Origin of the sequence: Nocardia concava NBRC 100430, from assembly GCF_000308815.1 — a bacterium.
Taxonomy (GTDB): Bacteria; Actinomycetota; Actinomycetes; order Mycobacteriales; family Mycobacteriaceae; genus Nocardia; species Nocardia concava.
Genome location: NZ_BAFX01000174.1, coordinates 1 through 12,357, shown reverse-complemented (window position 1 = coordinate 12,357; position 12,357 = coordinate 1). Strand labels below are relative to the sequence as shown.

Below are 12,357 nucleotides of genomic sequence, written 5' to 3'. Positions count from 1 at the left end.
TGCTCCAGACGCCGAATCCGCAGGCGGCCAGCACCACCGAGACCACGGCGAAGCTGACCGAGACCGACGGGCCGACGATCACCCGGCGCTTGACGCTGAACTCGCGCTGCAGCAGCGCCTCCGGGACATTGGTGAGCGAGAACATCAGCAGGAAGCCCGATGTCGTCGCCGCGATCAGCCCGATGGTGCGGCTGTGGAAGAGCAGCCCGATGACCGGCGCCGCGGCCAGTGCGCCGAGGGTGACCACCAGGCCGTTGAGCAATGTTGCCCGGAAGACCGTTTCGGCGGCGTCGGCGACGTGGTCCTCGCGCTGCACCAGCCCGGAGCGCAGGCCGCCCTCGACGAAGGTGGTCAGCAGCATGGTGATGACGGTGCCCGCCGCGAACATGCCGACCTCGGCGGGACTGAGCAGCCGCGCCAGCGCCACGGTCTGGGCCAGCGAGACGAGCTCGCCGAAGATCAGCGCCAGCGCGGAGGCCGCGGCCACCTTGCCGATTCGCTTGCCGAGATTGGCGCCCTCGGCCGGCGCGGGTTCGATGGCGGGGGCGAGATCGTAACGCGGGAGTTCGACGGTGTCGTCGTACCTCCCGATGATCTCGTAGGCCCGGATCGTGGCCCGGTCCCGATCCTCGCGGTCGAATCTATGCATGCTCGGTGTGAGTCCGTTCGAGGAGACCGAATAGTCGCTCGAAGGCATTGCGGCTACCCAGGACCTGTTCATCGGCACGAGCGCGCAACGCTGCACGGACGTCATCGGCTTCGGCCCAGGCGGCCCGGATGGCGGCGGGCAGATGCTCGCTCAGCTCCGGGTCGTCGAGGTGGACCAGCCGCACGCCTCCGCCGAACATGTCGGCGAGGCCCAGAAATTTGTCGTCGTAGTACTCGGTGGAGGTGAGCCCGACCACCGGAATGCCTTGGCTCAGCGCGAAGACCGCGAGGTGGTAGGCGCCGGTCACGAGGATGCGGCAGCGCCCCACCTGGGCGGCCACCGCGGCCGGACGCACGAAACTACCGACCGGTTCGACAGGATTCGCGCTGCCGCGCACCAGCGGCAGCGTGGTCGCGCGGTCCGGGGAGCCCGGGGTCTCGGCGATGATGAGCGGGACCAGGCGGGCGTCGAATTCGGCGGCGGCCGCACGCAGGGTGGCGCCGACGATCTCCTGGGCGCGCGCGGCGACGGGCGAATACTTGGCTACCCGCAGGCAGACGCCAATATCGTTGCCGGGACTAACCTTTCGGACGTTCTGCGCGAGCTCGATGGCGTCGTCGCCGGTGACCACGACCGAGCTCGACGGCACACCGAGGGATTCGAGCAGTTCGGGTCCGCGCCGCCGCTCGCGCAGGGCGATCAGGGGCAGCTTGCCCAGCGCCTGGGTCGCGCGTTCCCGCAGTTCCGGGTCGCGCAGCGGGCCGATCCCCTGGCCCACCATGGCGGCCGGAACGCCCACGCCGCAGGCGTATTCGAGTAGATCCAGCACGCGACCGGCCTGGGGTATGTCGGCATCGGTCAGGTATCCGCCGCCGAGCGCGACGACCAGCGATGCCTCGCGGACCGCGCGCGCCGCGCCGGGATGCCTGCGTTCGATCCGGGGCGCCAGGATCTCGGCGTGCGAGGGTTCGGGCGCGGGCTGTGGCTCGTCAGTCGAGGATCCGCGAGATCGCAAGTCCCGCAGCCGGTCCCGCACTCTGACGGCCCTGGGCAACAGCCAGGCCCGGGCGCGCAGCGCGGCCACGGCGGGCGGTCCGGCCACGGCGGGTCCGACCGCGGCGGCCAGCCGTTCCACCCGGCCCGGCGCACCCCACGGATCGCGGCTCCCGACGGTAATGCCCAGCACCCCTGGGAAATATGCCGCTACCAGTGCGGGCGACTCGGTCATGACGCCGACGGTGGCCAGCGGCCAGCGCGTGCGTATGCGGCGCACGGTGACGTCGAGCATGGCCAGGTCACCGTAATTGCGCAGCCAGTACTCACTGTTCTCGATGAGAATGCGGTGTCCTGCCCCACCGCACGGCAGCCCGGCTCCCATCTCGACCTCCCCCGGTCATGTACAAGGCCCCGAACCTTGCGAACTGGCGTGGCTTGCTTGCCAACCGTAACTCAATTAGCCACAACCGCAGAGTCTTTGCAACTTCTCGCGCACCTGCGGGCTGTCCGGTAGCTTTTCGGTATGCCGCATGCCCTCGCCGCGGTCCGGGGATCCGCGCTGCGCCGGGTCCGACTCGGTCCGCTGCTGGTCGACGGCCATCGTGTCACTGTCCGGAATACTCGGTTGTCAGATTTCGAGCGCTGGCGCGAGATTCGCCTGCGGGACCGGGAATTCATCGAACCGTACTGGAATTCCTCGGCGCTGAGCTGGGCGGACCGGCACAGCCGGGCGTGGTGGATCCGGGAATATCTGCGGCTGCGGTGGGGCTGGGCCACGGGGCGGGTGCTGCCGTTGAGCGTCGTGGTGGACGGCGAATTCGCCGGGCAGTGCGGGCTGGATCCCATCGATCGGCGGCATCGCGCCGGGGAGATGGGCATCTGGATGGATTCGCGGCATGCCCGCCACGGGGTGGGCGCGCTCGCGTGCGCGCTGATGGTGGACTACGCGTTCGGACCGCTCGGCCTGCATCGCGTCACCGCACCCACCGCGGTGAGCAATCGGCCGGCGCACCGGTCGACCGGGCGGGGCGGGATGACCCTGGAGGCCACCATGATTCGCGCCCGCGCGGTCGGCGGGCAGCGGCGTGATCACGAGCTCTGGGCCGTCACCGCCGACCGGGTGCCGCCCGGCGGCTGGGTGGCCGCGCTCATCACCGTGGGCGGTGTCCGCGCGGAACCCGTCACCAGGGACGACATTGCGACGGCGGACGACCCGGCACAACGCCTGCGCGACACGACGCGCTGGACCGCGGCCGTGCTCACGGTCGGCGCGAAGTACGCCCTCAGCACGCTGCTACACGGGCTCGCCGCGGCCGCCCGGGGCGCGACCACATGGCCGTCCACCATCGACGGCGTCGATCCGGACAATCGACCAATTACCTTGCGTCAGGAGACATCCCATCATCCGAGGCGTCGAGCGGCCTCTCACCGCTACGACGTCCTCGCCGACGGACGATCGATCGGTCACCTCAACCTCACGCCCGGGCATTCGAACGCGGAGCTGACGATCGGCATCACCGCCGAGTCCGCGCCCGCGAAGGCGGCCGCCACCGCGATCGCGCTGCTGCTCACCACCGCCTTCGACGAACTCGGCGAGGAGCGCGTGCAGACCCTGATCGATCCAACCCACACCGAGCTCATCGCGCTCGCCGAGGCCGGCGGCCTGCGCCGCGAGGGTCTCCTGCACGATGCCCGGCGCGGACCGGACGGCCGGTTCCACGATGCCGAGCTGTGGGCCGCGACCGTCCAGAAGTAGTCGCGCGCAGGCACATCCGACACGGTAGAGTTCCCGTCAGCCGACCGACGGGGGGATGCGGTGGCGGGGACTTTCGAGGAGCACATGTGGGCCTGAACGTGGTCATGATCGCGACCTATCCCCTCGAACCCGGCCGGGTGGTGGGCGGGATCGAGTCCGTGACGAGCACACTGGTTCCGGCACTCGCGGCCCGCGAGGAAATCGATTCGCTCACCGTGCTGCGCTTCCACACCGGCGAGGCCACCGTCGAATCCCGGCGCGAGGGCCCGAAGGTCGAAATCCGTTATCTGCGTGGGCAGCGCCGCCTCGGCGTCGCCACCGGCTCGTTCCTTGACGTCCGCCAGGCCCGCAAGGTGCTGGCCGAGCTGCGCCCGGATGTGGTGCACGCGCACGAGATCGGGCTGCGCGGCGATGTCGCCACCCAGGTCAGCACGAAGACGGTGGTCACCGTGCACGGGCTGATCCATCTCGAGACCCGGCTCAACGCCCGCACCAGCCTCAAGGAGCGGGTGCGCTACTACCTGGTCGAGGCGATGGTGCGGCGAGTTCTGCGCCGCGCCAAGGCCGTCATCTCCATCTCCGACTACGACGCGCGGGCGCTGAGCGGCATGGTGCGCGGCGAGCACATCAGCATTCCCAACCCGACCGCGCCGGAGTTCTTCGCGCTCTCCCCCTCGGCCCCGACCGAACCGCGGCTGCTGTTCGCGGGCGTGCTGTCGCCCCGCAAGAATCCGGAAGGACTGCTCACCGCCTTCTCACTTGCGCTGCGGGGGGTTCCGAAGGCGCGGCTGATCGTGGTCGGCCCGCAGCCCGACGCCGAATACGCCCGCACGATTCGCGCCCAGGCCACCGAGCTGGGGCTCGACGACGCGGTGGAGTTCGTCGGCATGGTCGACAACGGGCGGCTGCGCGAGGAGATCGCGCTGGCGCGCGCGGTGGTGCTGTTCTCACACGAGGAGACCTCGCCGACCATCCTGGCGCAGGCCATGGCCGCCGGGAAGCCGGTGATCTCCGCACGGGTGGGCGGCATCCCGGAAATGGTGACCGATGCGGTGAACGGCTATCTGGTCGAGCCCGGCGATACCGCGGAACTGGCCGACCGCATGGTCGAGCTGCTGCGGGACCAGGAACTGGCCTTGGAACTCGGCGCGCGGGGGCACCTGATGGCGCTCGACCGATTCGAACCGGACGCCGTCGCGCGCCGCACGGTCGAAACATATTTGCGCGTCGCCGGGATGTAGAGAACGACCCAGCACTCATCCGGGGGAAGGCAGAATGCCCGAACAAGATCATGAAATCGATTGGGCCACAACATCGGTCCTGGTGACCGGGGGCGCGGGGTTCATCGGCTCGCACCTGGTCGAACTACTCGTCGCGGCGGGGGCCCGGGTCACCGTGCTCGACACCTTCGCCTCGGGCAGCCGCGAGAACCTGGCCGCCGTCGCGGACCGGATCACCCTGCGGGAAACCGATATTCGCGGCATCGATTGGGTTTCGTACCTGACCGAGCATCCGGTCGACGTCATCTTCCATCTGGCGGCCAACGCCTACGTGCCGCCCTCGGTGGAGGACCCGGCCTTCGACTACGAACTCAATTTCGCCACCACCTTCCGCCTGCTCGACGCGCTGCGCACGCTGAACTGGCCCGGCCGCATGGTCTTCGCCTCCAGCGCCGCGGTGTACGGGAACTCGGTGCGCATCCCCATCAGCGAGACCGATCCGACCGTGCCGATCTCGCCCTACGGGGTCGGAAAGCTCGCGGCCGAACGGTATCTCGCGGTCTTCGCCCAGCTCTACGGCCTGCGCCTGGGCGCGGTGCGGTTCTTCTCCGCGTTCGGGCCGCGCCAGCGCAAGCAGGTGGTGTTCGATCTGCTGGCCAAGATCGACCGCGACCGCGAGCGGCTGTTCATCCACGGCGACGGCACCCAGGTGCGCGATTTCCTCTTCGTCGAGGACGCCGCCCGCTCGGCCATGATCGTGGCGGCCAATTCGCCATTGCGCGGTGAGGCCTACAACGTGGGCGCGGGCTGCGAGTACACCATCGATCAGCTGGCCAAATCGCTGTGCGAGATCACCGGCACCAGTCCGGCATTCGACTACAGCGGTGCGAATCGGCCGGGTGATCCGGAGAAGCTGGTGGTCGACATCTCCCGGCTGCGCGCCATCGGTTACGAGCCGAGTGTCGACTTCGATGAGGGCTTGACCCGGACGGTAGCCTGGTACGCATCCTTGACCGGTGCGACCTGGCGGTAGCTCCCTGATGGCCGAAAGCCGGTCCACCCCAACGACATCCACTCGTGCGCCGCGCGCACGCTCAGGTAGGAGTTCTCCGTTGAGCTTGGTCACCGGCCTCGGCGCGGTCCTCATGGCGGTCATCACCGCCTGCGCCCCGGCACACACCACCCTCGGCACCGAGCCCTTCGTCGGCGACTTCGAGACCGGGAACTTCGATCAGTGGGCGCAGTGCCAGAACGTCGTTCTGCCCAGCGTGCCGTGCGTGAAATTCCACATCTCCAATGACCGCATGCAGGTCGAGTCGAATGTGGTGCGCCAGGGCAAGTACGCCGGGCGCTTCGAATTGCACCGGGGCGATGTCCCGTTCGGGCTGTGCTGCGGTGCGCGGGCGGAGGTGAGCGGCGAGGACTACACCCGCGCCGACGAGGGCGACGAGCGCTGGTACCAGTGGAGCACCCGCTTCCAGGCCGGTTTCCCGTCCGACAGCGGCTGGACGGTGCTGTCGCAGTGGCATGCCGACCAGGACGGCCCGCCGCCGCTGGCGGTCGCGGCCGGACCGACCAATGTGGCCGACGGGCGTTGGGGCGTGGTGGTTTCCACCTGGAAGTCCCCCGGGCATCCCGGCAAGACGTACACGCCGTGGAGCGCGCCGATCGTGCCCGACGTGTGGACCGATATCAAGATGCACGTGAAATGGTCGGCGGCCGACGACATCGGGTTCGTCGAACTGTGGATCGGGGGCGTGCCGCAGGTGTTCGACGCCGCGCCGTGCACGGGCCAGACCCGGTGCATGGTCCGCACTCTCATGCCGGACGGTGGCGGCATCTACTTCAAGCAGGGCTATTACCGGGATCCGGAGATCGTGCCGAATGGCGTGGTGTTCCACGACGGGTTCTCGATGGCTCCGACCGAGGCCGGACTCTCGCCGCTGTAGAGCCGCGGGTCAGACGACTCGGCGCGCACCGATCATCTTCGCGATCAGCGACAGGTCCAGGATCGTCGACCAGTTCTCGACATAGGACAGATCCAGTCGCATGACGTCCTCGGGCGTCATGCGGGTTCGGCTGCGCACCTGCCACAGGCCGGTCATCCCGGGGCGAACCAGCAAGGTGCGCCGCATCATTCCGTCGTAGGCGTCGACTACCCGGCGCACCTGCGGGCGGGGACCGACAATGCTCATCTCACCGCGCAGCACATTGAAGAACTGCGGCAGCTCGTCGAGATTGTGCCGGCGGATCACCCGGCCGACCGTGGTCACCCGCGGATCGTCGGGCGGGCGGTGGAACAGCGGATCGCTGCCGTCGCTGTCGAGCAGTGCGGTCAGATGCGGGTCCGGGTCGGCGTACATGCTGCGGAACTTGATCATTCCGAAGGGCCGCCCGTCGCGCCCGATCCGCTCCGAGCGGTGGAACACCGGGCCGCGGCTGTCCAGTTTCACCGCCACCGCGATGGCGCACAGCACCGGCGCGATGGCGCACAGCGCGGCCAGGGCGAAGCAGAAATCGAAGAGCCCCTTGCGAATCGACTTCGCGCGGTCGTATTGCGGCTTCTCCACGTGCAGCATCGGCATGTCCGCGATCACCCGGTGGGTGAGCCTGGTGCCGGCGATGTCGACCAGGCCGGGCATGACGATCAGTTCCGCGCCCAACTCGTCGAGCTCCCACGCCATGCGGCGGAAGTCGGCCGGGCCCAGGCTCTCGGTGGCGGTCACCGCGACGGTATCCGCACCGGTGCGGCGGACCGCGTCGATGACGTCGTAATCGCCTGCCACCACCGGGATCTCACGGTCGCCGACGGCCAGGAAGCGGTCGCTCAGCACGCCCTCGTCGCGGGTGCAGACCCCGATCACCTGATAGCCGGAGGCCGGGTCGTGGGTGAACGCGCCCACCATGGCCCGGGCCGCGTCGGGGCTGCCGACCACCAGCATGGCGGTGCGGAAGCTGCCGTGCGCGCGCTTGCCCGCGACCCAGCGCCGCCACAGGCGTCGCTCGAGCACCAGGCCGGCGGTGCCCAGGGGCAGGGCGATCGCGAGGTAGATCCGGGCCAGATCGATCTGCAGCAGCAGCGAGAGGATCGCGATGCCGCCGAACAGCTTGAGCGAGGCCCCCACGACGCGCCGGTATTCCTCTGGGCCGCTGCCGATCACCCGGGGCGAGCGGGTGCCGCTGAGAGTCAGGACGGCCGTCCAGATCAGCACGAGCACGGCCGAGACCACCCAGTAGCGGATCCCCATGGACCAGTGGGAGGTGAGGTTCGCGCCCGGGTTGCTGCCGAATCGGATCGCCTGCGCGATTCCGACGGCGAGCAGCGTTACGCACCAGTCGCTGATCAGTAGCCGCTTGGCGTAATCCGCTTGCCAGCGTTCACGATCCGAGCGCGGCTCGGGGCGAGGTGGTCGATACGCGCGCAGGGCGCGACCGGCCGAAGTTTCGAAGCTCATGAAACGAACGCACCTCCCCCACGGGAGAACTCGGTTCCGATCCCCACTGATCAGTTACGCAGAACGGGCTGACGCCGGTTTCCCAAGGGCTTTCAGGACCATGACAACCGATGCGGTCACCGAATGATTCGGGGACCAGATGCCGAATGTTACACATCCGCGCGCCCGGCAAGGCCGAATCCCCTACGGCGCCCGATTATCCGAGAAATAACGGACAGTAGGGAGACCGCCGCCCGAGCGGATTCCCCGGAATTCCCCTATTCGCAACATCGCAGGTTGCGCTCCACAGACTCCGCAGAGTCTGCTGTTCGAAACCCTTGCATTGCAAGACTCTTGGGTTTGCTTGTAGTACGCCCGTATTTGCGGGTCGCAGAAATTCGCCTGTTTTGGCACTGTTCGTCACCAGTTCGGCACCCCGAACGCGATCGAAGCTGTTGTAACGTAAGGCCGGACCGAGCCGACCTGTGGTCAGGTGGCGCTGCAGGGGCAGCGTCGGTCTCGGTGAAAGGTGGGGAAATCTTCGTGCACTGCCGTCTGTGTGACTCCGATCGGCTGATCAGCGTTCTGGATCTCGGAGCCACTCCGCCCTGCGAGAAATTCCTCACCGCCGAGGAGCTGGATCTGCCGGAGCCGACTTATCCGTTGCATCTGCGGCTCTGCGAGAACTGCCTGCTGCTGCAGATTCCGGCGCTCATCACACCGGATGAAACCTTCACCGAATATGCCTACTTTTCGTCTTTTTCGGACAGCTGGGTTCGGCACGCGAAGCTCTTCGTGGACCAAGCAATCGATCAGTTAAATCTGAATGGAAATAGTTTCGTCGTCGAGGTGGCGAGCAACGACGGCTATCTGCTGCAGCACGCGGTGGCCGCCGGCATCCCCTGCCTGGGCATCGAGCCGTCGGTGAATGTCGGTGCGACCGCGCGCGAGAAGGGCGTGCCCACCCGCACCGCCTTCCTGGACGAGTCGCTGGCCGCCGCGGTGCGCGCCGAGCACGGTCCGGCAAACCTGGTGGTGGCCAACAATGTCTACGCCCACATCCCTGATCTGCTGGGCTTCACCCGCTCGCTGCGCGGCCTGCTCGCCGACGACGGGTGGCTCTCGATCGAGGTGCACCACGCGCTGAACCTGGTGACGCTGGGCCAGTTCGACACCATCTACCACGAGCATTTCCAGTACTACACGGTGCTCTCGGCCCAACGCGCGCTCGCCACAGCGGGTCTCACCGTCGTCGACGTGGAACTGCTGGAGACGCACGGCGGTTCGCTGCGGCTGTGGGCGCGGCCCGACGCGGTCGCGCAGCCCTCGCCGCGGGTGGCCGAGGCGCTGCGCCTGGAGCAGGAGGCCGGGCTGCACGAGGTGGCCGGGTACCTGGAGCTGCGCCCTCGCGCCGAGCTGGTGCGCCAGGAGCTGCTGCGATTCCTGTTGGACGCCAAGGCATCCGGGCGACGCGTGGTCGGCTACGGCGCGCCCGGCAAGGGCAACACCCTGCTCAACTACTGCGGCATCCGACCCGATCTGCTCGAGTACACCGTGGACCGCAATCCCTACAAGCACGGCAGGTTCACACCCGGCACCCGGATTCCGATTCACGAACCGGAGCGGATCGACGCCGACCGCCCCGACGTGGTGCTCGTCCTTCCCTGGAATCTGGAGAAGGAGATCACCGCCCAGCTGCGCCCGATCATCGCCCGCGGCGGCGATCTGGTGTACCCGCTTCCCCATCTCCACCATGCGACGCCCGACGATGCCGCCGCACTCATTTCCGAAGGAAGGCAAGAGCAGTGAAGGTCGTTCTGTTCTGCGGCGGCTACGGCATGCGGATGCGCAACGGCAGCGAGGATGTCGTTCCCAAGCCCATGCAGATGGTCGGTCCGCGCCCGCTGATCTGGCACGTCATGCGCTACTACGCGCATTTCGGGCACAAGGACTTCGTGCTGTGCCTGGGCTACGGGGCCGCGCACATCAAGAACTTCTTCCTCACCTATCAGGAGTCGGTGTCCAACGACTTCGTGATCCGCGGCGGCAAGGTCGAGCTGCTGCAGTCCGATATCAGCGACTGGACCATCACCTTCGTCGACACCGGGGTGGAATCGCCCATCGGTGAGCGGCTGCGCCGGGTGCGCTCGCACCTCGAGGGCGAGCAGTACTTCCTGGCCAACTACGCCGACGTGCTCACCGACGCGCCACTGGACCAGGTGATCTCGCAGTTCCAGGCGTCGGGGGCCGCGGCCTCGATGATGATCGTGCCGCCGCAGTCCTCCTTCCACTGCGTGGATGTGAATTCCGCGGGCGAGGTCAAGAACATCACCCCGGTCTCGCAGCTGCCCATCTGGGAGAACGGCGGCTATTTCGTGCTGACCCAGGAGATCTTCGATCATCTGCCGCCCGGCGGTGATCTGGTGGAGGACGCCTGCGGCGCGCTGGCCGGGCAGGGGCGGCTCTACGGCTATCAGCACCACGGGTTCTGGAAGCCCGCCGACACCTTCAAGGAGCGCGCGGAATTGGATGCTGGCTATATGACCGGCGACCGCCCGTGGATGGTGTGGGAGCAGCCCGCGGCGGAGGGTGTCCGCGGCGCATGATCCGACTCGACACCGGCGCGGTCACCGAGATCGCACTGCTGGCGGCCCATTGCGACGATCTCGCCATCGGGCTGGGCGGCACGCTGCTCACGCTGGCCGAATCCGTTCCGGGACTGCGGGTCCGGGCGCTGGTCCTCACCGGCGCGGGCACCGAACGGGCCATTGAGGAGGAGAAGGCGCTCGAAGCCTTCTGTCCCGGAGCGGATCTGGAGTTGCGGATTCTCGACGTGCCGGACGGGTACGCGCCCGCCCACTGGGAGCGGGCCAAGGACGCGGTCGCCGGTCTGCGCCGGGGCAGCTCCGCGCAACTGGTGTTCGCGCCGCAGCGCGGTGACGCGCACCAGGATCACCGGCTGCTGGCGGAGTTGGCGCCCACCGTGTTTCGCGATCACCTGATCCTCGGCTACGAGATTCTCAAGTGGGAGAGCGATACGCCGCGGCCGACGGTGTTCCATCCGCTGCCCGAGGGCTGCGCGGAGCGCAAGGCCGAGCTGCTGATGAAACACTATCCCTCACAACGTGACCACGACTGGTTCGACGAGCAGTCGTTCCTGGGCCTGTCCCGGCTGCGCGGGGTGCAGTGCCGCGCCCGCCACGCCGAGGCGTTCCTGCTCGACAAGGCCACCATTACCTTCGGAGGTGCATAAGTCATGCGCGTGCTGGTCACGGGGCATCAGGGGTATCTGGGCACCGTCATGGTGCCGCTGCTACAGCGGGCCGGTCACGACGTGACCGGCCTGGACAGCGGGTATTTCGCGGAATGCGTACTGGGCGAGGCGCCGCCCGCGCCGCCCACGATCGGCGTGGATCTGCGCGATGTGACGGTCGAGCAGCTCGCCGGGTTCGACGCGGTGGTCCATCTGGCGGCGCTGTCGAACGATCCGCTGGGCGCGCTGGCGCCGCAGATCACCTACGACATCAACCACCACGCCTCGGTGCGGCTGGCGCAGCTGGCGAAAGAGGCGGGGGTACAACGGTTCCTGTACGCCTCCACGTGTTCGGTGTACGGGGCGGCCGGGGACGGGCTGGTGACCGAGGACGCGCCGCTGCGTCCGCTCACTCCCTACGCCGAGTCGAAGGTCCGGGTCGAGGCCGATGTGGCCGCCATCGCCGACTCCGGCTTCTCGCCGGTATTCCTGCGCAATGCCACGGCTTTCGGCTTCTCGCCGCGGCTGCGCGCCGATATCGTGCTCAACAATCTGGTCGGGTACGCGGTGCTCACCGGTGAGGTGAAGGTGCTCTCCGACGGCACGCCGTGGCGGCCGCTGGTGCACGCGCAGGACATCGCCGCCGCCTTCGCCACCTGCCTGGAAGCGCCCCTGGAGGCCATCCACTGCCGCGCCTACAACGTGGGCACCGAAGCCAACAACCTCACCGTGGCGCAGATCGCGCAGGCGGTGGTCGACGTGGTCCCGGAATCCACGTTGGTCATCACCGGCGAGAGCGGCGCGGACCCGCGCTCCTACCGGGTCGACTTCGGTTACGCCCGCAAGGAATTGGGCTTCGAGGCGCAGTGGAGCATTCCCGACGGCGCGGCCGAGCTGTATCGGGAGTACACCGCGCGCGGGCTCACCTCCGAGGCCTTCTTCCAGCGCTTCACGCGCCTGGCGCATCTGAAGTCGCTGAAGGAGGCCGGGGTGCTCGACGACGAATTGCGCCGGATCAGGACCGGGGTGTGAGGTGAAGGGCGGCGAGC

General features: G+C 68.2%; 11 protein-coding genes. 8 read left to right on the top strand and 3 right to left on the bottom strand.

Features of this window, described 5'->3' with window-relative positions; translation table 11 throughout:
- On the bottom strand, positions 1–649 hold a 649-nt coding region (locus ON43_RS35445), incomplete at its 3' end, for an oligosaccharide flippase family protein (RefSeq protein WP_167333485.1).
- Positions 642–2,027, bottom strand: a complete 1,386-nt coding sequence (locus tag ON43_RS35440; protein ID WP_040814698.1) for a polysaccharide pyruvyl transferase family protein — start codon at positions 2,025–2,027, stop codon at positions 642–644. The genes ON43_RS35440 and ON43_RS35445, both read right to left, overlap by 8 nt.
- Before the next feature lie 141 nt (positions 2,028–2,168).
- Between ON43_RS35440 and ON43_RS42975 the strand changes: the two genes are divergently transcribed.
- The 4 genes from ON43_RS42975 (at position 2,169) to ON43_RS35420 (ending at position 6,570) form a co-directional block, all read left to right on the top strand.
- Positions 2,169–3,401, top strand: a complete 1,233-nt coding sequence (locus ON43_RS42975; RefSeq protein WP_051179664.1) for a GNAT family N-acetyltransferase — start codon at positions 2,169–2,171, stop codon at positions 3,399–3,401.
- Positions 3,402–3,487: 86 nt separating this feature from the next.
- Positions 3,488–4,642: a glycosyltransferase family 4 protein gene (locus ON43_RS35430; protein WP_040814697.1), complete on the top strand. Its 1,155-nt coding sequence runs from the start codon at positions 3,488–3,490 to the stop codon at positions 4,640–4,642.
- A gap of 34 nt (positions 4,643–4,676) precedes the next feature.
- Complete coding sequence (locus tag ON43_RS35425; RefSeq protein WP_063712690.1) at positions 4,677–5,654, top strand: GDP-mannose 4,6-dehydratase; 978 nt, start codon at positions 4,677–4,679, stop codon at positions 5,652–5,654.
- Positions 5,655–5,733: 79 nt separating this feature from the next.
- Positions 5,734–6,570 carry a polysaccharide lyase family 20 protein gene (locus ON43_RS35420; protein ID WP_157514294.1) on the top strand — a complete coding sequence of 279 codons (837 nt, stop codon included), beginning with the start codon at positions 5,734–5,736 and terminating at the stop codon, positions 6,568–6,570.
- Between the two features lie 9 nt (positions 6,571–6,579).
- On the opposite strand, the gene ON43_RS35415 is transcribed toward ON43_RS35420, so the two are convergent.
- Complete coding sequence (locus ON43_RS35415; RefSeq protein WP_040814693.1) at positions 6,580–8,076, bottom strand: sugar transferase; 1,497 nt, start codon at positions 8,074–8,076, stop codon at positions 6,580–6,582.
- 522 nt (positions 8,077–8,598) lie between these two features.
- Here ON43_RS35415 and ON43_RS35410 point away from each other — a divergent pair.
- The 4 genes from ON43_RS35410 to ON43_RS35395 are packed head-to-tail and all read left to right on the top strand — an operon-like array spanning position 8,599 to position 12,340.
- The gene (locus ON43_RS35410) at positions 8,599–9,864 is read left to right on the top strand and encodes a class I SAM-dependent methyltransferase (RefSeq protein ID WP_051179665.1); all 1,266 of its coding nucleotides are present in this window, start codon (positions 8,599–8,601) and stop codon (positions 9,862–9,864) included.
- A complete protein-coding gene (locus ON43_RS35405; protein WP_040814691.1) occupies positions 9,861–10,661 on the top strand; it encodes a glycosyltransferase family protein in 801 nt (266 codons plus the stop codon). The genes ON43_RS35410 and ON43_RS35405 overlap by 4 nt, the downstream gene beginning before the upstream one ends.
- A complete protein-coding gene (locus ON43_RS35400) occupies positions 10,658–11,308 on the top strand; it encodes a PIG-L deacetylase family protein (protein ID WP_040814690.1) in 651 nt (216 codons plus the stop codon). The genes ON43_RS35405 and ON43_RS35400 overlap by 4 nt, the downstream gene beginning before the upstream one ends.
- 3 nt (positions 11,309–11,311) lie before the next feature.
- Positions 11,312–12,340, top strand: coding sequence for an NAD-dependent epimerase/dehydratase family protein (locus ON43_RS35395; RefSeq protein WP_040814688.1), 1,029 nt, complete (start codon positions 11,312–11,314; stop codon positions 12,338–12,340).
- The last annotated feature ends 17 nt before the right edge of the window (positions 12,341–12,357 follow it).